The 24,230-nt window shown below is 68.9% G+C and carries 25 protein-coding genes; 7 read left to right on the top strand and 18 right to left on the bottom strand.

The window, feature by feature from the left end; translation table 11 throughout:
* The first annotated feature begins 80 nt into the window (after window positions 1-80).
* A complete protein-coding gene (locus NOCYR_RS25800) occupies window positions 81-734 on the top strand; it encodes a TetR/AcrR family transcriptional regulator (protein ID WP_048833725.1) in 654 nt (217 codons plus the stop codon).
* 10 nt (window positions 735-744) lie between these two features.
* Here the strand turns inward: NOCYR_RS25800 and NOCYR_RS25805 are convergent, their stop codons facing one another.
* Together NOCYR_RS25805 and NOCYR_RS25810 are read right to left on the bottom strand one after the other, a co-directional pair.
* Window positions 745-1,368 carry an NAD(P)-dependent oxidoreductase gene (locus tag NOCYR_RS25805; protein ID WP_014353357.1) on the bottom strand — a complete coding sequence of 208 codons (624 nt, stop codon included), beginning with the start codon at window positions 1,366-1,368 and terminating at the stop codon, window positions 745-747.
* Window positions 1,369-1,475: 107 nt separating this feature from the next.
* Window positions 1,476-2,717 (bottom strand): KasA/KasB family beta-ketoacyl-ACP synthase, encoded by a 1,242-nt coding sequence (locus NOCYR_RS25810; protein ID WP_048833726.1) that lies wholly within the window; start codon window positions 2,715-2,717, stop codon window positions 1,476-1,478.
* Between the two features lie 39 nt (window positions 2,718-2,756).
* Here NOCYR_RS25810 and NOCYR_RS25815 point away from each other — a divergent pair, with 39 nt between their 5' ends.
* The 3 genes from NOCYR_RS25815 to thiD all read left to right on the top strand — a co-directional run bounded on the left by NOCYR_RS25815 (window position 2,757) and on the right by thiD (window position 4,860).
* Entirely contained in the window at window positions 2,757-3,314 is a 558-nt protein-coding gene (locus NOCYR_RS25815) for a TetR/AcrR family transcriptional regulator (protein WP_014353359.1), read from the top strand.
* A gap of 45 nt (window positions 3,315-3,359) precedes the next feature.
* Window positions 3,360-3,878, top strand: coding sequence for a nitroreductase/quinone reductase family protein (locus NOCYR_RS25820; RefSeq protein ID WP_014353360.1), 519 nt, complete (start codon window positions 3,360-3,362; stop codon window positions 3,876-3,878).
* 127 nt (window positions 3,879-4,005) lie between these two features.
* Window positions 4,006-4,860, top strand: coding sequence for a bifunctional hydroxymethylpyrimidine kinase/phosphomethylpyrimidine kinase (thiD, locus tag NOCYR_RS25825; RefSeq protein ID WP_048833727.1), 855 nt, complete (start codon window positions 4,006-4,008; stop codon window positions 4,858-4,860).
* Window positions 4,861-4,992: 132 nt separating this feature from the next.
* Here the strand turns inward: thiD and NOCYR_RS25830 are convergent, their stop codons facing one another.
* Window positions 4,993-5,679: a TetR/AcrR family transcriptional regulator gene (locus tag NOCYR_RS25830; protein WP_014353362.1), complete on the bottom strand. Its 687-nt coding sequence runs from the start codon at window positions 5,677-5,679 to the stop codon at window positions 4,993-4,995.
* Between the two features lie 117 nt (window positions 5,680-5,796).
* On the opposite strand from NOCYR_RS25830, the gene cutA reads away from it, so the two are divergent.
* The gene (gene cutA, locus NOCYR_RS25835; protein WP_014353363.1) at window positions 5,797-6,135 is read left to right on the top strand and encodes a divalent-cation tolerance protein CutA; all 339 of its coding nucleotides are present in this window, start codon (window positions 5,797-5,799) and stop codon (window positions 6,133-6,135) included.
* A 17-nt stretch (window positions 6,136-6,152) separates the two neighbouring features.
* Here the strand turns inward: cutA and NOCYR_RS25840 are convergent, their stop codons facing one another.
* From NOCYR_RS25840 to NOCYR_RS25875, 8 genes are all read right to left on the bottom strand, one after another.
* Complete coding sequence (locus NOCYR_RS25840; protein WP_014353364.1) at window positions 6,153-7,889, bottom strand: FAD-dependent oxidoreductase; 1,737 nt, start codon at window positions 7,887-7,889, stop codon at window positions 6,153-6,155.
* A 112-nt stretch (window positions 7,890-8,001) separates the two neighbouring features.
* The gene (locus NOCYR_RS25845) at window positions 8,002-8,616 is read right to left on the bottom strand and encodes a TetR/AcrR family transcriptional regulator (protein WP_014353365.1); all 615 of its coding nucleotides are present in this window, start codon (window positions 8,614-8,616) and stop codon (window positions 8,002-8,004) included.
* Between the two features lie 4 nt (window positions 8,617-8,620).
* Window positions 8,621-9,403 (bottom strand): enoyl-CoA hydratase family protein, encoded by a 783-nt coding sequence (locus NOCYR_RS25850; RefSeq protein ID WP_014353366.1) that lies wholly within the window; start codon window positions 9,401-9,403, stop codon window positions 8,621-8,623.
* 11 nt (window positions 9,404-9,414) lie between these two features.
* Window positions 9,415-10,575, bottom strand: coding sequence for an acyl-CoA dehydrogenase family protein (locus NOCYR_RS25855; protein WP_014353367.1), 1,161 nt, complete (start codon window positions 10,573-10,575; stop codon window positions 9,415-9,417).
* 80 nt (window positions 10,576-10,655) lie between these two features.
* The gene (locus tag NOCYR_RS25860) at window positions 10,656-12,656 is read right to left on the bottom strand and encodes an acetyl/propionyl/methylcrotonyl-CoA carboxylase subunit alpha (RefSeq protein WP_231855992.1); all 2,001 of its coding nucleotides are present in this window, start codon (window positions 12,654-12,656) and stop codon (window positions 10,656-10,658) included.
* Between the two features lie 11 nt (window positions 12,657-12,667).
* The gene (locus tag NOCYR_RS25865; protein WP_014353369.1) at window positions 12,668-14,266 is read right to left on the bottom strand and encodes an acyl-CoA carboxylase subunit beta; all 1,599 of its coding nucleotides are present in this window, start codon (window positions 14,264-14,266) and stop codon (window positions 12,668-12,670) included.
* A complete protein-coding gene (locus NOCYR_RS25870) occupies window positions 14,263-15,411 on the bottom strand; it encodes an acyl-CoA dehydrogenase family protein (protein ID WP_014353370.1) in 1,149 nt (382 codons plus the stop codon). The genes NOCYR_RS25865 and NOCYR_RS25870 overlap by 4 nt, the downstream gene beginning before the upstream one ends.
* Complete coding sequence (locus tag NOCYR_RS25875) at window positions 15,408-17,132, bottom strand: acyclic terpene utilization AtuA family protein (protein ID WP_014353371.1); 1,725 nt, start codon at window positions 17,130-17,132, stop codon at window positions 15,408-15,410. The genes NOCYR_RS25870 and NOCYR_RS25875 overlap by 4 nt, the downstream gene beginning before the upstream one ends.
* 253 nt (window positions 17,133-17,385) lie before the next feature.
* Between NOCYR_RS25875 and NOCYR_RS30000 the strand changes: the two genes are divergently transcribed.
* Window positions 17,386-17,541 carry a hypothetical protein gene (locus NOCYR_RS30000; RefSeq protein ID WP_014353372.1) on the top strand — a complete coding sequence of 52 codons (156 nt, stop codon included), beginning with the start codon at window positions 17,386-17,388 and terminating at the stop codon, window positions 17,539-17,541.
* Here NOCYR_RS30000 and NOCYR_RS25880 read toward each other — a convergent pair.
* The 6 genes from NOCYR_RS25880 to thiO all read right to left on the bottom strand — a co-directional run bounded on the left by NOCYR_RS25880 (window position 17,538) and on the right by thiO (window position 22,554).
* Entirely contained in the window at window positions 17,538-18,437 is a 900-nt protein-coding gene (locus tag NOCYR_RS25880) for an adenylate/guanylate cyclase domain-containing protein (protein WP_374760443.1), read from the bottom strand. The genes NOCYR_RS30000 and NOCYR_RS25880 overlap by 4 nt on opposite strands.
* 205 nt (window positions 18,438-18,642) lie before the next feature.
* A complete protein-coding gene (locus tag NOCYR_RS25885) occupies window positions 18,643-19,401 on the bottom strand; it encodes an ABC transporter permease (RefSeq protein WP_048834457.1) in 759 nt (252 codons plus the stop codon).
* On the bottom strand, window positions 19,401-20,354 hold the full coding sequence (locus tag NOCYR_RS25890) for an ABC transporter ATP-binding protein (protein ID WP_014353375.1): 954 nt from the start codon (window positions 20,352-20,354) through the stop codon (window positions 19,401-19,403). Before NOCYR_RS25890 ends, NOCYR_RS25885 begins: the two co-directional genes overlap by 1 nt.
* A gap of 121 nt (window positions 20,355-20,475) precedes the next feature.
* Window positions 20,476-21,252, bottom strand: coding sequence for a thiazole synthase (locus NOCYR_RS25895; protein ID WP_014353376.1), 777 nt, complete (start codon window positions 21,250-21,252; stop codon window positions 20,476-20,478).
* Entirely contained in the window at window positions 21,245-21,463 is a 219-nt protein-coding gene (thiS, locus tag NOCYR_RS25900) for a sulfur carrier protein ThiS (RefSeq protein ID WP_014353377.1), read from the bottom strand. Before thiS ends, NOCYR_RS25895 begins: the two co-directional genes overlap by 8 nt.
* Window positions 21,460-22,554: a glycine oxidase ThiO gene (thiO, locus tag NOCYR_RS25905; RefSeq protein WP_014353378.1), complete on the bottom strand. Its 1,095-nt coding sequence runs from the start codon at window positions 22,552-22,554 to the stop codon at window positions 21,460-21,462. Before thiO ends, thiS begins: the two co-directional genes overlap by 4 nt.
* Window positions 22,555-22,606: 52 nt before the next feature.
* Here thiO and thiE point away from each other — a divergent pair, with 52 nt between their 5' ends.
* The gene (gene thiE, locus NOCYR_RS25910; protein ID WP_048833729.1) at window positions 22,607-23,305 is read left to right on the top strand and encodes a thiamine phosphate synthase; all 699 of its coding nucleotides are present in this window, start codon (window positions 22,607-22,609) and stop codon (window positions 23,303-23,305) included.
* Window positions 23,306-23,316: 11 nt separating this feature from the next.
* Here thiE and NOCYR_RS25915 read toward each other — a convergent pair whose 3' ends face one another.
* Window positions 23,317-24,009 (bottom strand): NUDIX hydrolase, encoded by a 693-nt coding sequence (locus tag NOCYR_RS25915; RefSeq protein WP_014353380.1) that lies wholly within the window; start codon window positions 24,007-24,009, stop codon window positions 23,317-23,319.
* Window positions 24,010-24,230: the final 221 nt, after the last annotated feature.

The following is a 24,230-nucleotide window of genomic DNA, read 5'->3' on the forward strand; positions in this document are numbered from 1 at the left end:
TCGTGATTTGGAACGGAATACTTTGTTCTGTTTCACCGTAACAGAACGGATCATTCCGTTTCAAGTGCTACCCTGAATCCATGCCGAAAACATCCGATGCACCAGGTCAGAAGGGTTTGCCCGGCCGCAAGGCGCAGGCCGCCCGCAACGACGGCATCATCCTCGAGGCCGCGCGCGCGGTCTTCCTCGCCGATGCCGGCGCACCGATCTCCGCCGTCGCCGAACGCGCGGGCGTCGGCATCAGCGCGCTCTATCGCCGTTACCCGAGCAAAGACGTACTTCTTCGGACGCTCTGCTACGAGGGCCTGCGCCGCTACAACGCTGAAGCGGAAGCGGCCCTGGAAGATCCGGACGGCTGGCGAGGGCTGGTGGGTTTCCTGGAGCGGGTGGTGGACGCCGATGTCCATTCGCTCACGGTGCGCCTGGCGGGAACCTTCACGCCCGACGATTCGATCGTGCCCGACGTACAGCGCTCCGGTGAGCTGACGACGGAACTGGTGCGGCGGGCCCACGCCACCGGCCGGCTTCGCTCGGACGTGACCGACCTGGACCTGGGACTCGTGCTGGACGCCTGCGCTGCCGTCAGCACGCCCGACCCCGAACGCACCACGCAATTGCGGCGACGAGTGCTCGCCCTGCTGGTCGACGGCCTGGCCGGCGTCGGCGAACTACCCGGCCCGGCTCCCCAGCCGGGTGAGTTCGCCTGGCGCTGGCAGCCGCGCACCAGCGGGTGAAGGCTCGTCATCAGTTCGAGATGGCCGCGGCGCGGTGCAGATAGCTGCGGTCGGTGAGTTGTTCGAGCATGAACTCGGCGATATCGGCGCGCGAGATCTTCAACGCCAAACCGCTTGCGTCGGCCGGGAATCCGCGCCGGTAGGTTCCGGTGGCGGGACCGTCGGTGAAGGCGCTCGGCCGGACGATGGTCCAGTCCAGATCGCTGGCGCGCACATACTCCTCCTGCTGGACGTGATCGGCGTAGGCCGGCCGCAGCAACATCCCGAACATGACGTACTTCCAGAGGAAGTTCAGATTCGGCCTGCTGTCGCCGACGCCGAGGGTGGACTGGCAGATCAGCCGCTTCACGCCCGTACGCTGCATGGCCTCGATGACGCTGCGGGTGCCCTCGGCGCGGACCACGCCCTTGCGGCCGTTACCCAGGGAAATCAGCACCGCCTCCTGACCGGTGACCGCTCGCTCGACGGCCGTCGGATCGAGCACATCGCCCTCGATCACATGCAGCCGCTCATGCTGCCTGCCGACCCGGCTCGCGTCGCGAGTGAGCACGGTGACCTCATGCCCCTGCTCCAGGGCCCGCTCGACGGCGTGGCGGCCGAGGGTTCCGGTGGCTCCGAAGATCGCGATTCGCATGATGTTCTCCTGAATTCTCGAAAGCTGGTGTTTCGTTGCTGAATCCAGTACAACGCCAGTGGACGAGACGTTCCATGGTCTAAGGTCTTGCGGACATAAGCGGGCGTCTACACCCGGCCGAGCGCCACAGCGACGTTGTGGCCACCGAAGCCGAAGGAGTTGGTGAGGGCGTAGTCGATGCGCTGCGGGCGGGGTGCACCGGTAACGATGTCGAGGTCGACGTCCGGGTTGTCCAGGTTCAGCGTCGGCGGGACGACCTGTTCGCGCAGGGTGAGCGCGGTGATGACGGTTTCCAGGGCGCCGACCGCGCCGATGGAATGGCCGAGGGCCGACTTCGGGGCGTAGATCGAGGCGGCCGGCGTCACCGCGGAGATGGCGTTGGCCTCGGAAGCGTCGCCGATGGAGGTCGAGGTGGCGTGGGCATTCACATGCTGGATATCCGAATCCTGTAGTCCCGCAGCGTTGATCGCCTTGCGCATGGCACGGGCGGCGCCGTTGCCCTCGGGTTCGGAGGCCACGATGTGATAGGCGTCGGAGGTGATGCCCGCGCCGAGCACGCGGGCATGCGGGCGGGCGCCCCTGGCGCGCGCGTGGCGCTCGGATTCGAGGACGACCAGTGCGCCGGCCTCACCGAAGACGAATCCGTCGCGGTCGCGGTCGAACGGCCGGGAGGCGCGCTCGGGCTCGTCATTGCGGGTGCTCATGGCCCGCATCATGGCGAAGCTGGCGATCGGCACCGCGTGGATATGGCCCTCCACGCCACCGGCGACGACCACATCGGCCTCGCCGGTGCGGATCAGCCGCCAGGCGTGCGCGATCGCCTCCGAACCCGAGGAGCAGGCCGATACCGGAGCGTAAACCCCTGCCCGCGCGCCGATTTCGAGACTCACCGCCGCCGCTGGGCCATTCGGCATCACCATGGGCACCGTCATCGGGGCCACCTTGCGGTAACCGCCCGCACGCATGGCGTCGACCGCGTCGATCAACGCGTCGCCGCCACCGAGACCGGTCCCGATGACGACCGCGAGCCGCTCACCCTCGACCTCCGGCGTCCCGGCCGCCCGCCACACCCGGCGGCCGAGCACCAGCGCCAGCTGCTCCACATACGAATGCCTGCGCTGCTCGACCCTGCTCAGCTCGGCGGCCGGGTCCTCGGTCAGCTTGCCGCCGATGCGCACCGGGAGCTCCTCGGCGAAATCGTCGTCGAGCCGGCCGATGCCGGTGCGGCCGCGCAGCAGCTCCGCCCAGGTCAGATCCATATCGGCGGCCAGTGAAGTGGTGGCCGCGTAGGCCGTGATGACCACATCATCGGCCGAGCGCGGAGTTTCTGAAGCGACTGTTACATCCACGATGTCATGAATATCTGTAACAGTCGCTACAGTCAATCCATGGCTCGCCCACTCGACCACGCCAAACGCACCGAACTCCTGGCCGCCGTGGTGCGTTATATCGCCGAACACGGCCTCGCCGACCTGTCCCTTCGTCCGCTCGCCGCCGAACTCGGCACCAGTTCACGGATGCTCATCTACTACTTCGAGACCAAGGAGAACCTGCTGGTCCAGGCCTTGGCGACGCAGCGGCCCGATATCTCGGCGATATTCGCCGGGGTCACCGACGCGGCCGATCTGCGGGAGCGGCTGTGGGATTTCTGGGTCGCCAACAGCTCCGGCGAGGGCGTGACAAGCGTGCGGGTGATGATGCAGGTGCTCGGCGCCGCCTGCGCACCCCACGGCCCGTACGCCCGATACGCCGAAGAAGCCATCGCCGTCTTCATCCGCGCCCTGGCCGACGGCCTGCGCCACATCGACACCATCGACGACCCCGAAGTGGTTGCCACCCTGCTGATCTCGGGCCTGCGCGGCATCCTGCAAGACCGCCTCATCACCGGCGACGCCGCCCGCACCGACCGCGCGGCCCGCCGCCTGCTCGACCAGATGGTGCGCTGAGTTCGGTGCGCCGTTTCTGTCGGTACCCACTGCCATACTCCCGCCATGACGGAATCCGGCAGCTCCGCAGACACCAGCAAGATCACTTCCTACGACGACCCGGACGCCCCCTGGAACAAGGAGTACTCCCCCGACGAAATCGCCACCTGGAACGACGAGATCATTCGCGAATTCCGCGCGAACGGCGGCACAGTCGGCGGCGACTACGCAGGCTCCACCCTGCTGATCCTCACCACCACCGGCGCCAAATCCGGCCGCCCCCACACCGTCGTCCTCGGCGCCCTCTACCGCGACGACACCCTCTACGTCAGCTCCTTCATCGAAGACCGCTACCCCGCCTGGTACCACAACGTCCGCGCAAACCCCGACGTGACAGTAGAACTCGGCCCCACCACCTACCGAGCCACCGCCGAAGCCCTTACCGGCGACCGCTACGAAGAATTCGCCGCCTGGGCACTCCGCGAAAACCCGCTCCTCGCCGATTACCAGTCGAAGGTGTCGAAGCCGCTGCCCCTGGTCGTGCTGACGCTGGGTGATCCGCTCGAACGGCCTGCCTCCGAATAGCAGGCGTTTGCGCACCAGTGCACCACCGCGCAGCCGTGCCTGCGGTGGTGCCGGACTTCCACGGCCGCGCGACCGGCTGCAGCCGACAGCGCAGAGCGCCGGACCAGGCCCCCGATAAGGTGGTCGGGTGGAATTGCTGCCCTTGGTGCCCAGTGGTCAGACGCCGGTTCGGGCGCTCACTATTGCGGGAACGGACTCCGGTGGTGGGGCCGGGATTCAGGCCGATTCGCGGACCATGGCGTTGTGCGGGGTGCACGCGTGTGTGGCGGTGGCGGCGGTGACGGTGCAGAACTCGGTGGGGGTGAGCGGGTTCCATGAGATTCCGCCGCAGATCGTCGCGGATCAGGTGCGGTCGGTGGTGGGCGATATCGGGGTGGGGGCCGCGAAGACCGGAATGCTGGCGTCGACGGCGATCATCGAAGCGGTGGCGGGCGTCTGCCGGGAGGTCGGGATCGGGCGGGATGGGGAGATTCCGCTGGTGGTGGACCCGGTGGCGGCCTCAATGCACGGCGATCCGCTGCTGCACGAAGAAGCGCTGGACGCGGTGCGCAACACGCTGTTCCCGGTCGCCACGATCGTCACCCCGAATCTCGACGAGGTGCGGCTCATCACCGGTGTCGAGGTCACCGATGAGGCCAGCGCCCGCCGCGCCGCCGAAGCCCTACATGCGCTCGGGCCGCGCTGGGCCGTGGTGAAGGGCGGGCATCTGCGCTCCTCGGACAACAGCACCGACCTGCTCTTCGACGGCGAGCGGTTCCTCGAATTCACCGCGCCCCGCATCCACACCGGCAACGATCACGGCGGCGGCGACACCCTCGCGGCGGCCATCGCCTGCGCCCTGGCACACGGCTACTCGGTGCCCGACGCGTTCGAATTCGCCAAGGAGTGGACCCGCCGCTGCCTTGAGGCCTCCTATGACCTGGGCAAAGGCCATGGTCCGGTGTCACCGCTGTGGCGATTGGCGGCCACGGGCCTGTCGTAGCCCGTTTTTGTCGGTGGGTCGGCGCATACTGAGGTCGTCGCAAGCACCGCTGGCCTCAACGGCGCGGCACAGCGAGAACAGCGTGGTTCGAGTGCACGCGGCACAGAGGGTCCAGCCGCGCAGCGGGTTCGCTCACTCCGTGGTGAAGGCGAGGTGCAATGGCTGATCGGCATCGATGGTGAATCCGCTGAGCCGCGCGTCCGCGCGGGCCAAGGCCGACACCATCTCGGTGAGATAGGCGACGAAACGCTCCACCGGCATCGGGTCCTCCCGCAGATTGGCTCCGAGCCACCAATCCGTCGCCGAAGCCACCGCACCGAAAACCGAATAGATCACCAGCTCGACACCATTCGGGTCGATCGGGCGTTCGGTCACCGATCCCATGAACAGATCGGCCACCTGCTTGGCCGCCTGCCGGGCCGATTGCAGCGAACGCGGCGACTCCGAAGAACTGTCCCGGCGCTGGGCGAAATGCCCGTTCAAAATGAACCGGAAAACATTCGGGTGCTGGGTCACCACCGCCACGTATTCACTCGCCCCGCGCCGAATCAATTCGCGCACAGGATCATTGGTGAGATCGACCCCGTCGACGATCCGCTCCCACAGCAGATCCCGCATCCGATCCACGATCGCGTCGTACAGATCGGCCTTGTCCGCGAAATGCCGATACAGCTTGGGCTTTGCCGCCCCGGCCGCCTTCGCGATCTCCCCCATACTGACCTCGGGCCCGACCTCCCCGAGCGCCCGGAACGCCGCGTCGACGAACTCCGCCCGCACCTTCACCCGATGCGCGGCCCACCGCTGCGTGCGCGCATCCACCCGCCGACCAGAAACCTCCCCCGCACCCCGGTCGCCGCGTTTCACCACAAGCGGCGATCGTACTCATCGACCGCACTCGCCGGTCCGCTGGCCGACGTCCGGGGCACAATTGCTGCCATGTCCGAGGAAATCGTTGATGTCTCGATCACCGCGAACGATCCGGAATGGCTGGCCGAGTTCACTCGCGGATTGGTCACCGATCGGCTGGCTGCGTGCGGCAACATCATCTCCGGGGTGCGGTCGATCTATCGGTGGAACGGTGCGGTGCACGCCAATGGTGAGAACCTGGTGATTCTGCACACCCGGCGTTCGCTGGTGAGCGCGATCATCGAACGCGCCGACGCCGAGCATGCCGACGACACACCCCAGGTACTCGCCGTCCCGGTGGTGCAGGCGCACCCGGGGTATCGGCAGTGGGTACTGGATTCCACCCTGGAACCCACCCTGTACGCCTAGGCCGGCGGGCCTGACTATCAGGCCCCCACTTCGCCGCGCTCGGGTGTGGGCTGGGGCCCGAACCCGACGATCGGCAACCGCAATGCCGCAGGCGCGTGCGGCGGGACCACCGGATTGCGCGGCGGGACCGGCGGGATGCGCCGATGCGGGGTGCCCATGGGCGGGCGGGTGTCCTGCTCGCCTTTGTTGGGCCAGAGGGCGGCGGCGCGTTCGGCTTGGGCGACGATGGTGAGCGACGGGTTGACGCCCAGGTTGGCGGAGATGGCGGCGCCGTCAACGACGCTCAACGTCGGGTAGCCGTAGACGCGGTGGTAGGAGTCGATAACGCCGTGGTCGGGGTCGGCGCCGATGGCACAGCCACCGATGAAGTGGGCCGTCATCGGGACGTCGAACAGGTCCGGCCAGGTGCTGCCCGCGGTGGCGCCGAGCTTGTCGGCGACGCGGCGGGTGGCTTCGTGGCCCGCGGGAATCCAGGTCGGGTTGGGTTCGCCGTAGCCCTGCTTGCTGGCGAACTTCCGCCCGAACAGCCCACGCTTGGTGTAGGTGGTGATGGAGTTGTCCAGCGACTGCATGACCAGCAGGATCAGCGTGCGTTCGCTCCACTGCCGGGTGCGCAGCAGCCGCACCGTGCGGATCGGCTGTTTGAACGCCACCGGCAGTACCCGCACCCATGGCGGAATCCGGTGACCGCCGTCGATGAGGTAGGTCTGCAACAGGCCCATCGCATTGGAGCCCTTGCCGTAGCGCACGGGTTCGACGTGGGTGTCGGGCGTGGGATGGAACGACGAGGTGATGGCGACGCCGCGGGTGATGTCCATCTCCGGGTCGACCTCGGTACGTCCGGCGCCGAGGATGGCCTCGGAGTTGGTGCGGGTCAGCACGCCCAATCGCTTCGACAGCTCCGGCATCACGCCGGTGTCGCGCATCTTGAACAGCAACCGCTGGGTGCCCCAGGTCCCGGCAGCGAGCACCACCCGGCCGGCGCGGAAGGTGCGGCGGCCGCGGCGGGTCCAGGATCCGGTGCGGTGGGTGTCGACCAGCCAGCTGCCATCGGATTGCGGGCGGATGGCGGTCACCGTCGTCATCGGGTGCACCTGCGCCCCGGCCTTTTCGGCCAGCCCGAGATAGTTCTTGACCAGGGTGTTCTTCGCGCCGTGCCGGCAGCCGCTCATGCATTCGCCGCATTCGATACAGCCGGTGCGGTCCGGTCCGACACCACCGAAATACGGGTCGGGCACGGTTTTGCCCGGTTCGCCGAAGTACACCCCGACGGGTGTGGGCACGAAGGTCTCACCGGCGCCCATATCCTCGGCGACCGCCCGGATGACGTCGTCGGCGGGCGTCATATGCGGATTGCGCACCACGCCGAGCATGCGGGTGGCCTGCTCGTAGAACGGGCTCAGCTCGTCGTCCCAATCGGTGATATCGGCCCACTGCCGATCCGAGAAGAACGCCGGTCCCGGCTTGTACAGCGTGTTGGCGTAATTCAACGATCCACCGCCCACACCGGCGCCGGCCAGGATGAAGCAGTCACGTAGCCGGTGGATGCGCTGGATTCCGTAGCAGCCGAGCTTGGGCGCCCACAGGTACTTGCGCATGTCCCAGTTGGTCGCCGCGAACTCGTCGTCGGCGAAGCGCCGCCCGGCCTCGAGTACTGCGACTCGATAGCCCTTCTCCGTCAGCCGCAGCGCCGAAACGCTGCCGCCGAACCCGGAACCGACGATGAGAACGTCGACATCGAGTTCCCCGCTCAATCTGCCACCTCCGGCGCCGACGTTAACAGCCGTGAACGCGCGGTAACGCGAAATTGTGCAGTATCGCAATGTCGGCGCGGCCGCGACTCCGAAGGGTCACAAACCGGCGCCGTCAGCGCCCGTTCTCCAGCGCCGAATGCAACGTCACCGCCCACTGGTGGACGATTTGTTTGCGCCGCGCCGAGTCGTCGGTGAGCACGTCGGCCAGGCCGAGACCGCGGGCCATATCCAGGGTGGCCTGGACCAGGTGGTGGGCCACCGGGTCGGCATCGTCGACGCCGAGTGCCTCGACCGCACGCCGGTGCGACACCCGGCCGAAGCGCGCTTCCAGCGGGACGATGCGTTCCCGCAGCGCCGGGTCGGCGGCGGCATGGGTCCACACCTGCAAGGCCGCCTTGAACAGCGGGCTGGTGTAGGACTCGACCAGCCCCGCCACCACGGCCTCGGTCCGCCCGACGCCCACCGCGGTGGCGGCCACCGTGGCCGCCTCCGCCTTGGCCTGTTCGGTCCTGGTGTCGAACATGTACTCCAGGGCCGCGGTGATCAGATCTTCCCGGGTGGGGAAATGATGCTGGGCGGCCCCACGCGACACCCCGGCCCGCTCGGCGACCACGGCCACCGTCGCGGCCGCCCAGCCCATCTCGGCCAGGCAGTCGATGGTTGCCTCGAGCAGCCGCTGCCGGGTGGCCCGGCTACGGTCCTGCTTGGGTTCGTGGGGTGTCGCCATGGGCCTATTGTGCCCAGCTCGGCGGGCGCTTCTGTAAGAAGGCCGTCATGCCCTCGATCACCTCCGGGGTGCCGAAGAAGCTGCCGGAGCGTTGCGCGAGTTGCTCGGCTTCGGCGTCGAACCCGGCCAGCAGCGCCGCGTTGACCAGCTTCTTCGATTCCGCCAGCCCCTGCGGCGAGCCTTTGCGCAGCTCACCGCACAGTCGCTTGACCTCGGCCGCCGGGTCGTCGGCGGCGATGGTGATCAGTCCGATCTCCTGCGCCACCGCAGTGTCGAATTTCTCACCGGTGAGGTAGTAGCGACTGGCCGCGCGCTGGTTCAGCCGGGGCAGCAGGGTCAGCGAGATCATGAACGGCGCCATGCCGATTCGCACCTCGGTGAGCGCGAAACTGCTGGACGGACCGGCCACCACCAGATCGCAGGCGGCGATGATGCCCATGCCGCCCGCGCGCACATTGCCGTCGATCTGGGCGATCACCGGCTTCGGCGCGGCCACCAGCCCGCGCAGCACGTCGATCATCTGACGGGTGCGCTGATCGGCCGCGGTGGCGGGGTCGGAGTTCGCGGCCTCGCTCAGATCCGCTCCGGCGCAAAAGGTATTGCCGGTGTGGGTGAGCACGATGCCGCGTACCGCCGGATCGGTGACGGCGGCGTCGATCCCGGCCACCAGTTCGCGGACCAGCTTGGACGACAGCGCGTTTCGATTGTGTGGCGAATCGAAGGTCAGCGTCGCGAACCCGTCGGCCACCTCGTAGCGCACGAACGGCGCGTCGGTTGTCTCGGTCATGATTCCCCGGCTCAGTAGGACTTCGGCAGACCCAGCGAATGCTGGGCGACGAAGTTGAGGATCATCTCCCGGCTCACCGGCGCGATCCGCGCGATGCGCGCGGCACCGAGCATGGCCGCCAGCCCGTACTCGCTGGTCAGGCCGGCCCCGCCGTGAGTCTGGATGGCCTGGTCGAGGGCCTTGATGCTGGCCTCGCCCGCGGCGTACTTGGCCATGTTCGCGGCCTCGGCGGCACCCATCTCGTCGCCCGCGTCGTAGAGGGTGGCGGCCTTCTGCATCATCAGCTTGGCCTGCTCGAGCTCGATCTTCACCTGTGCCAGCGGATGCGCGATGCCCTGGTGCGCGCCGATCGGGGTCTTCCAGACGGTGCGCTCCTTGGCGTATTCCACCGCCCGGTCGATGGCGTAGCGGCCCATGCCGACGGCCATCGCGGCGCCCATGATGCGCTCGGGGTTCAGCCCGGCGAACAGCTGCATGAGCGCGGCGTCCTCCTTGCCGACCAGTGCGCTGGCGGGCAGCCGGACGTCGTCGAGGAACAGCGTGAACTGGTGGTCGGGCTCGATGATGTCCATCTCCTGCGGCGTCTTCTGGAAGCCGGGAGCGTCGGTCGGGACGATGAACAGGGCCGGCTTGAGCTTGCCGGTCTTGTGGTCCTCGGTACGGGACACGATCAGCACGGCCTCGGCCTGATCGACGCCGGAAATGAAGATCTTGCGGCCGTTGAGGATCCAGTCGTCACCGTCGCGGCGGGCGGTGGTGGTGATCTGGTGCGAGTTGGAGCCGGCATCGGGTTCGGTGATGCCGAAGACCATCTTGCCGCTGCCGTCGGAGAGCTTGGGCAGCCAGGCCGCCTTCTGCTCGTCGGTGCCGTATTTGGTGATGATGGTGCCGCAGATGGCCGGGGAGACCACCATCAGCAGCAGGCCCGCGCCCTGGGCGGCCAGTTCCTCCATCACCAGGGCCAGCTCGTACATACCCGCGCCACCGCCGCCGTACTCCTCCGGCAGATTGACGCCGAGGAAGCCGAGTTTGCCCGCCTCGGCCCACAGCTCGTCGAGCGGCTCGTTCGCGCGCGCCTTCGGCAGCACGTAGTCGCGGTAGTTGTATTTCGCGGCGAGCGCGGCGACGGCGGCCCGCAGTTCCTTGCGCTCGTCGGATTCGATGAAGCTCATTGCCTACTCCTGTGTCCAATTGGTCATGACCAGGGGCCCTCCATGGTGACGCTTCGCTGCCGTCTCCGGGCCTGACCTGGTCATGACGGATCTTCCGAGGGCTCGTCCACCACGGCGAGCACCGCGCCGACCTCGACCTGCTGGCCGACGGTCACATTGAGTTCGGTCAGTACACCGGTAGCGGGGGCGACGATGGTGTGTTCCATCTTCATCGCCTCCAGCCACAGCACCGGCTGTCCTTGTTCGACCTGGTCACCGACGGCGGCGCCGAGCCGGATGACGCTGCCGGGCATCGGCGCGAGCAGCGAGCCCGCCGCGACCTGATCGGCCGGGTCGGTGAAGCGCGGCAACCGGCGCACCGCGACCGGGCCGAGCGGGGAGTCGACGCAGACGAGATCGCCGTAGCGGGAGATCTCGAACTGCCTGCGCACGGGCCCGCGTTCGCCGGGCACGCTCAGCACGACGCGTTCGGGAGTGAGGTCGATCAGCTCCAGGCCGTCGTGGCCGTCGACCTGCACGCCGGTGCGGGTGAACCGGTAGCGCACCTCGTGGGTCCCGCTGACGCGGCTCTCATACGACTTGGTCTGCGGTGCGGACGCGAGATTGCGCCAGCCGCTGGGGATTCCACCATCCACCCGGGCCGCGCGGCGATTCGCCGCCGAGTCGGCCAGCGCCGCCGCGACGATCGACAGGGCCTCATCGGCTTCGCTGGTCAACGGCGCCGACAGCGCGTCGAGACCGTGCGTATCGAAGAACGCGGTGTCGGTGTCGCCGGCCAGGAATGCCGGATGCCGCAGCACCCGCACCAGCAGATCGCGGTTGGTGACCAGGCCGTGCACCTTGGCCCGCTGCAAGGCGGTGGCCAGCAGATGCGCGGCCTCGGCGCGGGTCTCGGCGTAGGAGATGACCTTGGCCAGCATCGGGTCGTAGTGCACGCCGACCACCGAACCGTCCACCACGCCGGTGTCCAGCCGCACGCCAGGCTGCTCCAGGACGGTGAATTCGCCTGCGGTGAAGGGGATGTCGAGTTTGTGCACCGGGCCGCTCTGCGGCTGCCAGTCGTGCGCCGGGTCCTCGGCGTAGAGCCGGACCTCGATCGAATGCCCGCGCTTGGCCGGCTGCACCGGCGGCAGCGGCAGCCCGGAGGCCACCTGCAACTGCAAGCGCACCAGGTCGAGTCCGGTGGTCTGTTCGGTGACCGGATGCTCCACCTGGAGACGGGTGTTCATCTCCAGGAAGAAGAAATCGCCCTTCTCGTCGGCCAGGAACTCGACGGTGCCCGCACCCTCGTAACCGATGGCCTCGGCGGCCAGCCGCGCCGCCTCGAACAGGCGATCGCGCATGCCGTCGATCTTCTCGACCAGCGGCGACGGCGCTTCCTCGACGACCTTCTGATGACGACGCTGGATCGAGCATTCCCGCTCGCCCACCGCCCAGGTGGTGCCGGCGGTATCGGACATGACCTGGACCTCGATGTGCCGTCCGGTCTCCAGATACCGCTCGCAGAACACCGTCGGATCGCCGAAGGCCGATTCGGCCTCGCGCCGCGCCGCCTCGATCTGGCCGGGCAGCTCGCTCAGCTCACGCACCACGCGCATACCGCGGCCACCACCACCGGCGGAGGCCTTGATCAGCACCGGCAGATGGTCGTCGGTGACCTCGGCCGGATCCAGTTCGGCCAGTACCGGCACACCGGCGGCGTCCATCATCTTCTTGGACTCGACCTTGGAGCCCATCTGCTCGATGGCGGCCACCGGCGGACCGATCCACACCAGACCGGCAGCCTGCACAGCGCGCGCGAATTCGGCGTTCTCGGAAAGGAATCCGTAGCCCGGGTGGATCGCGTCGGCGCCCGCCGACAGTGCCGCCTCGATGATCAGCTCACCGCGCAGGTAGGTCTCGCCGGGCGTATTGCCGGGCAGCCGGATCGCGGCATCGGCCTCGGCAACATGCGGGGATGCCGCGTCGGCGTCGGAGTAGACCGCAGTGGTGGCGATACCCATGCGACGGCAGGTGGCGAACACCCGGCGCGCGATCTCACCACGGTTGGCGACCAGGACATTGGTAATGGCTGTAGGCACGACCGTCCGCCTCACATTCGGAAGACGCCGAAGCCCTCGGCGCCCTGGATCGGGGCTGAATGAATGGCCGACAACGCCATTCCCAGCACGGTGCGGGTATCACGCGGGTCGATGATGCCGTCGTCGTAGATGCGCCCGGACAGGAACATCGGCAGCGATTCGGCCTCGATCTGCGCCTCCACCATCGCGCTCATGGCGGCGGCACCGTCCTCGTCGAAGGTCAGGCCCTTGGCCTGGGCCGCGGCCCGCTGCACGATGGTGATGACGCCCGCCAACTGCGCACCGCCCATGACGGCGGATTTCGCGCTCGGCCAGGCGAACAGGAAACGCGGGTTGAACGCGCGCCCGCACATGCCGTAGTGGCCCGCGCCGTAGGAGGCGCCGATCAGCAGCGAGATGTGCGGCACCTTCGAGTTCGACACCGCGTTGATCATCATCGAGCCGTGCTTGATGATGCCGCCCTGCTCGTACTCCTTGCCGACCATGTAGCCGGTGGTGTTGTGCAGGAACAACAGTGGCGTGTTGGACCGATTGGCCAGCTGGATGAACTGGGTGGCCTTCTGCGATTCCTCGGAGAACAGCACACCGCGGGCGTTGGCGAGGATGCCGATCGGGTAGCCATGCAGTTCGGCCCAGCCGGTGACCAGGCTGGAACCGTACATCGGCTTGAACTCGTCGAAATCCGAACCGTCGACGATGCGGGCGATCACCTCGCGCGGATCGAACGGGATCTTCAGATCCGAGGGCACGATGCCGAGCAGTTCCTCGGGGTCGTACAGCGGCGAGATGACCTCGCTACGCGGCTGCGGGCCCTGCTTCTTCCAGTTCAACCGGCGCACGATGGCGCGGCCGAGACGGATCGCGTCCTGTTCGTCGGCGGCGAAGTAGTCGGCCAGACCCGAGACGCGGGCGTGCATTTCGGCGCCGCCGAGAGATTCGTCGTCGGACTCCTCACCGGTGGCCATCTTCACCAGCGGCGGACCACCGAGGAAAACCTTGGCGCCCTCCTTGACCATCACCACGTAGTCGGACATGCCGGGGATGTAGGCGCCACCGGCGGTGGAGTTGCCGAACACCAGCGAAATCGTCGGGATGCCCGCCGCCGAGGCCTGGGTGAGATCGCGGAACATCGCGCCACCCGGGATGAAGACTTCCTTCTGCGTCGGCAGATCGGCGCCGCCGGATTCCACCAGCGAGATCACCGGCAGCCGGTTCTGCTTGACGATCTCGTTGATGCGCAACGTCTTACGCAGCGTCCACGGGTTCGAGGTACCGCCGCGCACCGTCGGATCCGGCGCAACGATCATGCATTCGACGCCCTCGACCACACCGATACCGGCGATGGTCGACGCGCCGACCTGGAACTCGCTGCCCCAGGCCGCCAGCGGGCACAGCTCCAGGAACGGCGAATCCTCATCCAGCAGCAGTTCGATGCGCTCGCGCGCGGTGAGCTTGCCGCGCTTGTGATGGCGGGCCACCTTGTCCGGCCCGCCGCCGGCGATGGCCTTGGCGAATTCGGCCTCGAGTTCGGCGAGCTTGCCGGTCATGGCCTCCGCGGCCGCGGTGTATTCCGGCGACGACGGATCGAGTGTGGAACGGAAGGTCGTCACGACTGGTACCCCAATACTTTCGACGCCAGCATGGTCAGGATTTCGTTGGTGCCACCGCCGATGCCGAGGATGCGGACATCGCGGTAGATGCGTTCGATCTCGGATTCGCGCATGTAACCCATGCCACCGTGCAGCTGAACGCCCTGGTTGGCCACCCATTCGGCGGTCTCGACGGCGGTGTTCTTGGCGAAGCACACCTCGGCGATCAGGCCCTGCTCACCGGCCGCGTGACGTTCGACCAGCGCGCGGGTGTAGACCCGGGCCAGGTCGACGCGGCGGTGCATCTCGGTGAGCGTCATCTGCACCGACTGGCGGCTGATCAGCGGGCGGCCGAAGGTCTCGCGGTTGCGGCACCATTCCAGGGTCAGGTCGAGCGCGCGCTGGGCCTGTGCGTAGGCCTGCACCGCCAGACCGACCCGCTCGCTGACGAACGCGGTGGCGATCTGGGCGAATCCGGTGTTCTCCGCGCCGACCAGGTTCTCCACCGGCACCCGCACGTCCTCGTAGGACAGTTCGGCGGTGTCGGAGGCCAGCCAGCCCATCTTCTCCAGCTTGCGCGCCACCGTGAAGCCCGGCGTATCGGTGGGCACGATGATCAGCGAGACACCCGCCGCGCCCGGGCCGCCGGTGCGCACCGCGGTGACCACGAAGTCGGCGCGGCAGGCCGAGGTGATGAAGGTCTTGGCGCCGTTGATGAGGTAGTGGTCGCCGTCGCGCACCGCCGACGTGGTCAGATGGCCGACGTCGGAGCCGCCGCCGGGTTCGGTGATGGCCAGCGAACCGATCAGGTCACCGGTCAGCGTCGGGCGCACCCAGCGATCGATCTGCTCGGCGTTGCCGGAGGCGATGATGTGCGGCAACGCGATCCCGCAGGTCATCAACGAGGCCCAGGCACCACCGGAGGCGCCGGCCTGGTGGAACTCCTCACCGAGGATCACCGCGTCGATGGCATTGCCGCCGGACCCGCCCACCGACTCCGGGACGTCGATGCCGAGCAGGCCGAGTTCACCGGCCTTCTTGTGCAGTTCCCGCGGCAGCTCACCGGCCCGCTCCCAGGCGTCGAGGTCGGGCAGGATCTCCCGCTCGACGAACCGGCGCACCGTGCTGCGCAGTTCCTGACGTTCCGGCGTATCCCACACACTCATCGGGCGTCCTCCAGCAACTGGTTCGGAATATCGATATGACGGGACCGAAGCCATTCGCCGAGCCCCTTGGCCTGCGGGTCGAAACGGGCCTGATAGGCCACGCCCTTGCCGAGCAGACCGGAGATGATGAAGTTCAGTGCCCGCAGGTTCGGCAGCACGTGCCGGGTGACCTCGAGCGAAGCGGTTTCCGGCAGCAGTTCGCGCAGCCGGTCGACGGTCAGCGTGTGCGCCAGCCAGCGCCACTGCTCCTCGGTGCGCACCCAGACGCCGATATTGGCATCGCCGCCCTTGTCGCCGCTGCGCGCCAGCGCGATCGTGCCCAATGGCGCGCGTCGAGTGTCGGTGGGCGTCAATGGTTCCGGAAGCTCTGGAGTCGGAACCGGCTCGAGTGCACGGGTTTCGGAAGCCTGCGCGATATCGACGCGGGTGCCGTCGGCCAGCACGGCGACATGTGGCACCTCGGCCGCGTCGACGAAGCCCGGCGTGTACACGCCGTACGGCGAACCGTTGCCCGGCAGCGTGGTGAAGCTGCACCCCGGGTAGCTGGCCAGCGCGAGTTCCACAGCGACGCTGGAGAAGGCGCGGCCCACCTTGTTCGGATCCGGATCGCGCACCACGCAGCGCAGCAGCGCGCTGGCCTGCTCCTCGGTGCCGGCGTCCGAGCGGTCGAGGCGGGCCAGCGTCCAGTCGAGTTCGGCGGGGCGCACAGTAAGCCAGGATTCCAGCTGACGTTGCGCCAGTTCGGCTTTCGCCTCGATATCGAGTCCGGTGAGCACGAACTCCATCTCGTTGCGGAAACCGCCGAGAGTATTGAGCGAGACCTTCAACTGCGGCGGCGGCGCCTCCCCGGTGACGCCGCTGATCAGCACCCGGTCGGCGCCTTCCTGCTCCAGCTCAATGGTGTCGAGCCGGGTGGTCACATCGGGGCCGGCGTAGCGCGCGCCCTGGATCTCGTACATGAGCTGGGCGCGCACCGTGTCGACGGTGACCGCGCCGCCGGTGCCGTCGTGTTTGGTGATCACGCTGCTGCCGTCACGGCGGATCTCGGCGATCGGGAACCCGGGCCGGCCGAGATCGGCGAGTTCGGTGAAGAAGGCGTAGTTGCCGCCGGTGGCCTGGGTGCTGCATTCGATGACGTGCCCGGCCACCACGGCGCCCGCGAGCCGGTCGTAATCGGTGCGCTCCCAGCCGAAGTGCGCGGCGGCAGGCCCGACGATCACCGAGGCGTCGGTGACCCGCCCGGTGACGACGATGTCGGCGCCGGAGTTCAGGCATTCCACAATGCCCCACGCACCGAGATAGGCATTGGCGGTGAGCGGGGAACCCAGCCCGAGTTCGGCGGCCCGCCCGGCCAGATCGTCACCCTCGACGTGCGCGACCTTGGCGTCCAGGCCCAGCTCCGCCGCCACCTTGCGCAACTTCTCCGCCAGCCCGGCCGGGTTCAGCCCGCCCGCGTTGGTGACGATCTGGACATTGCGTTCCAGCGCCAGCCCGAGGCATTCCTCGATCTGCTTGACGAAGGTTTTCGCATACCCGAGGCTCGGGTCCTTCATCCGGTCCCGGCCCAGGATCAGCATGGTGAGTTCGGCGAGGTAGTCGCCGGTGAGCACGTCGAGCGGCCCGCCTTCGAGCATCTCGCGCATCGCGCTCAACCGGTCGCCGTAGAACCCGGAACAGTTGCCGATCCGGATGACGTCCGGATCGTCGGCCAGCCTACTCATCAGCGGGTATGCCTCCTGTCGCGCTGGATCGGGCCGCTGCGATCACGAGGGCACCCCACGGCGCCCGGGATCCGCGTATGCCACCCAGCATCACAGCCGCCCGGGAAAAAATCAAGCTTGCGTGCTTGTTAATTGGGAGTTATCGTCGGCTGCGAATTTCCGCAGGCGAATGGCCGGCGGCCGGTTGCGCCAGTCGAGCAGGTGGAAAGGGTCAGATGCGGGCACCTGGTACGCAGACGGCAGAATCGGCACCATGTCCTCCGATGTCGCCGTGGTCTTCCTCTTCGCTCTCGCCGGATTCCTGATCGGCGGGGCCTACACCACCTGGAAGACCGCGCGCCCGCTCGCCATCGCCCTGGGCGTATGCGCGGTGCTGGCGGCCGTCGGCGCGGTCGTCTGGTTGATCTAGCTGCTCGTCAGCCGGAAAATGCGCAGGTCTTCCGGCACACCGCTGAGCGGCGCGGCGAACATGCCCCGCCGGTACGGCTTGACCGCGTAACCCAGCTCCTCGAGCACGCCCGGTGAGACCGAACGCAATGTGGCCTCCGAGAGCATGGTGCGACCGTTGCCGCCGGCTTCCATCACCCGCGCGGCGATGGTGACGTCGACGCCGAGCCAGTCGCCGCCGATCTCGCGGGGCGAGCCGGTGTGCAGGCCGATCCGCATCTGCGGGCGGTAACCATCCACGCTCACCTCGGTCAGCGCCTGCTTGGCCGCCACCGCGGCCCGCACCGCGGCATCGGCGGTCGGGAACACCGCCATCACGCCGTCACCCATGCGTTTGACCACCTGACCGCCGCGCTCGGCGATCGGCGGCTCGATGGCCTTGGCCACCCGGCGCAACAGTTCGAGAGTGGCCTCGTCGCCGGCCGACAGCGACCACTTGGAGAACGACACCAGGTCGGTGAACATCACCGTGACTTCCTGACTGCCGCGGCCGCGGCCCACCCGCTCCAGCGCCGCCTGCCACACCTGCAACGCGCCAAAACCGATCTCACGCGCCGCGCTGGGACGGGGACCGACGAACTTCTCCGCCGCCCGCGCGACCGCACGCGGACCACCCGGCCCGGACACCGACAGCGGATCACCGAAGGATGGATCGCCGGGTAGCTGTTCGCGAGCCTTGCGTAGCGCGCCGATCACGTCCGGGCGCTGGTTGGCCGCCGTCATCAGGGCCGCGAACGCACGCGGCCGGGGGCGACGGGAGGACCCGGCTTCCGCCGGGGAATCGACCGCGCCGGGGACGGCGCCATCGGCTTCCGGTTCCGGTCCGGACACCGCACCGCCGGAAGGTGTTCTGCTCACGCCCCGAGGGTATCCCAGCCGACCCGGCGCCGGTGACGGCGATAAACGGCACCGGCCCGGTGCGAAAGTTCGCACCGGGCCGGAAAGTACCGCACCGTCCGCCGGGCAGTGGCGGACGGTGCGAGGGGCGCGGACCTCCCGACAAGGTCTGCTACCCACAACCCGAGTGGCGAGGGAGGGCAACTCGGGTAGTCATGGGTTCGGACTAGGCGTCACGTTGGTTCACCGCGAACAGCGCACCACCGAACACGATCGCGACGAAGGCGATGAAGTAGAGCAGGCTGCCCCACACGCCCCAGTGCCAGTTGCCCACCGGTCCTTCGACCGCGAGGAAACGGTTGGCGTTGGCGAAGGGCAGGAACGGCGTCACATTGCGGCCGAAGCTACCGAAGGCGCCCAGCAGCGGCTCGATGAGCAGCGACCACAGCACGATCAGCGAGATGGCCGCCGCCGACTGCCGCACCAGCACACCGACCGCGATGGCCAGCGCCACGCACAGGAAGGTGTAGATGGGCAGGCCGTAGATCGTGCGCCAGTGGCCTTCCAGCACCAGGGTCGCGGCCGCTTCGGACCCGCCGACCAGCTTGCCGACCAGGAACGCGCCGAACGCGAGCGCCGTGGTGAGCACGGCGCCGTAGAACCCGACGAGCGCGGTCTTGGTGAGGATCACCAGGTTGCGGTTGGGCACCGCCTGGAACGTCGTGCGGATGACGCCGAAGCGGTATTCGCTGGTCACCGTGAGCGCGGCCATGATCATCAAGACCATCACGCCGAAGCCCGAGACGCCCGCGGTCACCGTGCCGATATCGAGCGAGGGCACCTCACCCGAATCGGTGCCCGCGGTGCGTACGACCAGGGCGAACAGCGCCGCCAGGCCGAGGCCGAGCACGACGACGATCGCCGAGCACCACCAAGGCGACCTGGTCGAGGTCAGTTTGATCCGTTCCGCTTCCAGCACGCCGATCACAGCGCACCTCCCATCACCTGATCGTCGGTGCCGACGCCCCCGCCGTGGTACTGCACGGCGCCGCCGGTCATCCGCATGAACGCCTCCTCCAGCGAGGCCCGCTGCGGCGCGAGTTCGAACAGCGTGATGTCGTTCGCGCCGGCCAGCTTGCCGACCGCGTCACTGGTGACGCCTGCGATCATCAGCGCCGGGCCGTCCTGGCCGGTGCCGTCCTCGCGCACGGTCATGCCGTTGGAGGTGAGGATGCTGCGCAGCTGGTCGAGCTGCGGGCTGCGCACCCGCACCGACGACTCCGAAGCGCGGTCGATGAATTCCTGCGTGGTCGAATCCGAGATGAGCTTGCCGCGCCCGATCACCACCAGGTGCTCGGCGGTCTGCGCCATCTCCGACAGCAGGTGGCTCGACACCAGCACGGTGCGACCCTCGGCGGCCAGGCGCTGCATGAACCGGCGGATCCAGAGGATGCCCTCGGGGTCGAGGCCGTTGACCGGCTCGTCGAACAGCAGCACCGGCGGATCGCCGAGCAGCGCGCCGGCCAGGCCGAGGCGCTGCGACATGCCGAGGGAGAATCCGCCCGCGTTCTTCCCGGCGACCTCGGACAGGCCGACCAGCCGCAGCACCTCTTCGACCCGCGATTTCGGGATGCCGTTGGAGGCGGCCATCCATTGCAGATGAGCGCGCGCGGAACGGTTCGGGTGGACCCATTTGGCGTCCAGCAGCGCACCCACTTCGCGCAGCGGCTGCTCCAGCTCGTGGTACGGCCTGCCGTTGATCAGCGCGGTACCGGCGGTCGGCCGGTCCAGCCCGAGGATCATGCGCATCGTGGTCGACTTACCGGCGCCGTTCGGTCCGAGGAAGCCCGTCACCTGTCCGGGACGAACGGTGAAGGTCAGATCCTGAACCGCGACGGTCTGCCCGTAGTGCTTGGTCAGGCCCTTCAGTTCGATCATGCCTACAGCATTGCGCAGAATCCGCCGGCGCGCGTCGGTATAAAGGCTTGCGATCGGTCATCCTCGAGGATGATCTGTTCCCTCGGTGATCCCCGGGGTCGACCCCGAGGGGTCGGTCCGGTCAGCCGATCGCCGGTGACGACGCCTGAGCCCAGAAGCGCTTGGGAATCCGCCCGGCCTCGCGCGCCAGTCGACCGGCCCGCACGGCGTCGGCCATGGCGGCCGCCATCAGCGCCGGTCGCCTGGCCCGGGTCACCGCCGTCGCCAGCAGCACCGCCGAGCAGCCCAGTTCCATGGCCAGCGCGGCATCGCTCGCGGTACCGATCCCGGCGTCCAGGATCACCGGCACCCCCGCCTCGGCCACGATCATCTCGATATTGTGCGGATTGCCGATGCCGAGACCGGTGCCGATCGGTGCGCCCAGCGGCATCACCGCCGCGCAACCCGCTTCCTCGAGCCGACGGGCCAGGATCGGGTCATCGTTGGTGTAGGGCAGGACCACGAAACCGGCGTCGACCAGCTTTTCCGCCGCGTCGAGCAGTTCGATCGGGTCGGGCAGCAGGGTGCGCTCGTCGGCGACGACCTCGAGCTTGACCCAATTGGTGTCGAGCGCCTCGCGGGCCAGCTGCGCGGTGAGCACCGCCTCGGCGGCGGTGCGGCAGCCCGCGGTATTGGGCAGCGGGGCGATGTCGAGGCGCTTGAGCAGGTCGAGCACGCCGGTGCCGCCGGCCGCGTCGACCCGGCGCATGGCAACCGTGGTCAGCTCGGTGCCGGAGGCGACCAGGGCCTCTTCCAGCACTGCCAGGCTCTCGGCGCCGCCGGTGCCCATGATGAGCCGGGAGCCGAACTGCCTGCCCGCGATCTCGAGCGGAACGTCGGGGGCCACGGAGTCAGCCACCCTGGACCGCCGTCAGCACGTCGATCTGCCAGCCGCGGCCGACCGGCTCGTCCCAGCGCGATTTCGGGAACACCGCGCCGTCGACGGCCAGCGCCACCCCCTGGCAGGGCAGATCCAGCCGGGTGAGCAGTTCGCGCACGGACAGCGGTTCGGCGAACTCGTGGTCCTCGCCGTTCACGGTGACACCGATGGGCACGGATAGCGCGGTCATCGAACTCCTCCTGCGGATGAGACAGCCGGCGCGGACGGCGCCGAGAAGCGTTGCGGATCAGCCGAAGCCACCTCGGGCAGCGGGGCGCCCGCCAGCTCGGCCAGCACCGCGTCGGCGGTGATGGCGGTGGTGAGCATGCCGTTGCGGCCATGTCCGGTGGCGGCGATGATCCGGTCGGTGAGCCTGCCGATCAGCGGCAGATTGTCCGGTGTGCCGGGACGCGAGCCCGCATTCGCTTCGGCCAGTTCGTATTCGCCGATCCCGGGCAGAATGGCTTCGGCGTCGGCGATCAGGTCGCGGACACCGGCGACGGTGACCGCCACGTCGAAGCCCGCCTCGTATTGTGTTGCGCCGACGACGATTCCATCGCCACGCGGCACCAGATACACCGGCCTGCCGTGCACGCGAGCCCGGATCACCCGGGTCGGCACCGGCTGTGCCCCCGGACGATGGCGCAACCGCAGGATCTCGCCCTTGACCGGGCGAACCGGCAGCTGCGGGCAGAGCCGGGCGGACGAAGCGCCCGCGGCCAGCACGATCTGATCGTGTGGCAGGGCATCGAGGTCGTCGACGGTGTCGGCGCGCACCTCGACCCCGGCGGCGTCGACGGCCACCCGCAGCGCGGTGAGCAGCAGCCGGTTGTCGATGGCGGGCTCGGCAGTGGCAAGCATGCCGGCGCGGACGGTGCGGGCCAGGCCCGGTTCCAGCTCGCGTACCCCGGCGCGGTCGAGAATGCGCAGGTCGTGGCCGTGGCCACCGACCCAGTCGGCGATGGTGTGCAGGTCCGCGGCGTCGGCGGCGTCCAGTGCCACCGTCAGCGTCTGCTCGGCGACGTAGACGTCGGTGCCGGTGGCGGCCTCGAGCCGGGCGGCGAAGGCGGGCCAATGCGCGAGCGCGGCGGCGCCGAACTCCAGAACCGCGTCCTCGCCCGGCCAGCCCTCCGACAGCGGGGCCAGCATTCCGCCGGCAACCCAGGAGGCGCCGGAGCCGGGCGCCGGATCGAACAGGGTGACCGACCACCCGGCCTCGGCGGCCCGCCATGCCGCGGCGAGCCCGATGGCGCCGCCACCGACGACGGCCAGAGTGGGCATCGGTTCCTCCTCGTGTTCGCATACCCACGGTAGCGCGGCTACGGTCGAAGGCGTGCAACCCTCCCACCCGAACCGACCGCTGCCGCCACGGGAGCGCCTGGCGTCCGCGCGGTTGTATCTGTGCACCGATGCCCGCCGGGAAAAGGGCGATCTGGCCAAGTTCGCCGAGGCCGCGCTCGCGGGCGGAGTCGACATCATCCAGCTACGCGACAAGGGGTCGCCGGGCGAGCAGAAGTTCGGCCCGCTGGAGGCCAAGGCCGAACTCGGCGCGCTCGCCGAACTGAAGGCCGCCGCCCGCAGGCACGGCGCGCTCGTCGCGGTGAATGATCGGGCCGATCTGGCGCTCGCCGCCGGCGCGGATGTGCTGCACCTCGGCCAGGGCGATCTGCCGCCGTGGTACGCGCGCCGCATCCTCGGCCCGGATGTGGTGATCGGCCGCTCCACCCACAACCGCGCCCAAGCCGGCCTCGCCGCTATCGACGAGCACATCGATTACTTCTGCACCGGCCCGGTCTGGGCGACGCCGACCAAGCCCAACCGGCAGGCCGCCGGGATCGACCTGGTCCGCTCCACGGCCGAAGCGCACCCGACCCGGCCATGGTTCGCCATCGGCGGCATCGACACCCAGAACCTGCCCGAAGTGCTGGCCGCCGGTGCCGACCGGGTCGTGGTGGTGCGGGCGATCACCGAAGCTCGCGATCCCGAGGCCGCGGCGCGGGAGTTGAAAGCGGCGTTGCTGGCGAACGTTTGAGGTCGGAGCGATCAGGACAGGATCTGCCCCGTGGTCAACGCCAGCGTGGTCGTGGTCTCGACCTGGTGTCCGGCGACGTCTTCCTCGGCCAGGTCCGCGAGGCCCTCGACGATCGTGGCGAAGTCGCCCGGCCCGTCGGCGACGGCGTGCAGCCAGATGAAGCCCTGCTCGGCCAGGTCGACGGTGCGGGGCAGGGCCGCGGCCAAGGCGGGGGCCTGGGCGATGCCGGCCAGGTCGACCCGGGCCGGGACGGCGCGCAGTTCGGGCCAGGCGAGGGCGAAGCCCGGATGCAGCGGGCGGGCGTCCACTTCGTCTTCGGGGACCCAGGCCAGCTCAACGCTCTCCCGGTTGGCGCTGGTCGCCAAGGTGTGCGCGGCGTCGGCGACGACGGTCGTATAGGTCCAGCCGCTCGGGGCGCAGGCCGTCACCCGTTCGGCGCGCACCCGCAGGTCGGTCGAGGCGATCCCGGCTTCCTCCCAGGCCTCCCGGACGGCGGCGTGCATCGGCGTCTCATGGCTGTCGCGGGCACCGCCGGGCAGCGCCCAGGTGCCGCCCTGATGGCTCCACGGCGCCCGATGCTGGAGCAGTACCGCCGAGCCGCCGCCGGCCAGCGGCGCCCGCAGCAGTAGTCCCGCGGCCCCGAACTTTCCCCAGTGGCGGACCCCATCCGGTCCGCGCGACCAGCCGTCGCCGTCACCACGCATTTCGCACCATCCTCGTCACCTGGCAATCCCCATAGTGCCTCACGCATCGCCTCGAGCGGGCCCGCTCGGCATCGGATGCGCCGGACTCGCGCGCCCTACCGCCCGGGCATCAGCAGGATCGCCCGTCGTCTATGCGCACACCGTCCCCGTCGAAGGCGCGTCGACGGCCGGCCGGGCGGCCGATCGCCGCGCGGTGGGTCGGCCGATCGCGTCGGGCGCAC

This window comes from Nocardia cyriacigeorgica GUH-2, assembly GCF_000284035.1.
In the GTDB taxonomy this organism is placed as follows: domain Bacteria; phylum Actinomycetota; class Actinomycetes; order Mycobacteriales; family Mycobacteriaceae; genus Nocardia; species Nocardia cyriacigeorgica_B.

What these genes read in the sequence shown, in the direction of transcription:
- NOCYR_RS30000 (WP_014353372.1), top strand. Translation starts at nt 17,386, where the DNA reads ATGTCCTCCGATGTCGCCGTGGTCTTCCTCTTCGCTCTCGCCGGATTC.
- NOCYR_RS25820 (WP_014353360.1), top strand. Translation starts at nt 3,360, where the DNA reads ATGACGGAATCCGGCAGCTCCGCAGACACCAGCAAGATCACTTCCTAC.
- cutA (WP_014353363.1), top strand. Translation starts at nt 5,797, where the DNA reads ATGTCCGAGGAAATCGTTGATGTCTCGATCACCGCGAACGATCCGGAA.
- NOCYR_RS25855 (WP_014353367.1), bottom strand. Translation starts at nt 10,575, where the DNA reads ATGAGCTTCATCGAATCCGACGAGCGCAAGGAACTGCGGGCCGCCGTC.
- NOCYR_RS25875 (WP_014353371.1), bottom strand. Translation starts at nt 17,132, where the DNA reads ATGAGTAGGCTGGCCGACGATCCGGACGTCATCCGGATCGGCAACTGT.
- NOCYR_RS25815 (WP_014353359.1), top strand. Translation starts at nt 2,757, where the DNA reads ATGGCTCGCCCACTCGACCACGCCAAACGCACCGAACTCCTGGCCGCC.
- NOCYR_RS25800 (WP_048833725.1), top strand. Translation starts at nt 81, where the DNA reads ATGCCGAAAACATCCGATGCACCAGGTCAGAAGGGTTTGCCCGGCCGC.
- NOCYR_RS25870 (WP_014353370.1), bottom strand. Translation starts at nt 15,411, where the DNA reads ATGAGTGTGTGGGATACGCCGGAACGTCAGGAACTGCGCAGCACGGTG.
- NOCYR_RS25890 (WP_014353375.1), bottom strand. Translation starts at nt 20,354, where the DNA reads ATGATCGAACTGAAGGGCCTGACCAAGCACTACGGGCAGACCGTCGCG.
- thiO (WP_014353378.1), bottom strand. Translation starts at nt 22,554, where the DNA reads ATGCCCACTCTGGCCGTCGTCGGTGGCGGCGCCATCGGGCTCGCCGCG.
- NOCYR_RS25850 (WP_014353366.1), bottom strand. Translation starts at nt 9,403, where the DNA reads ATGACCGAGACAACCGACGCGCCGTTCGTGCGCTACGAGGTGGCCGAC.
- NOCYR_RS25915 (WP_014353380.1), bottom strand. Translation starts at nt 24,009, where the DNA reads ATGCGTGGTGACGGCGACGGCTGGTCGCGCGGACCGGATGGGGTCCGC.
- NOCYR_RS25805 (WP_014353357.1), bottom strand. Translation starts at nt 1,368, where the DNA reads ATGCGAATCGCGATCTTCGGAGCCACCGGAACCCTCGGCCGCCACGCC.
- thiS (WP_014353377.1), bottom strand. Translation starts at nt 21,463, where the DNA reads ATGACCGCGCTATCCGTGCCCATCGGTGTCACCGTGAACGGCGAGGAC.
- NOCYR_RS25845 (WP_014353365.1), bottom strand. Translation starts at nt 8,616, where the DNA reads ATGGCGACACCCCACGAACCCAAGCAGGACCGTAGCCGGGCCACCCGG.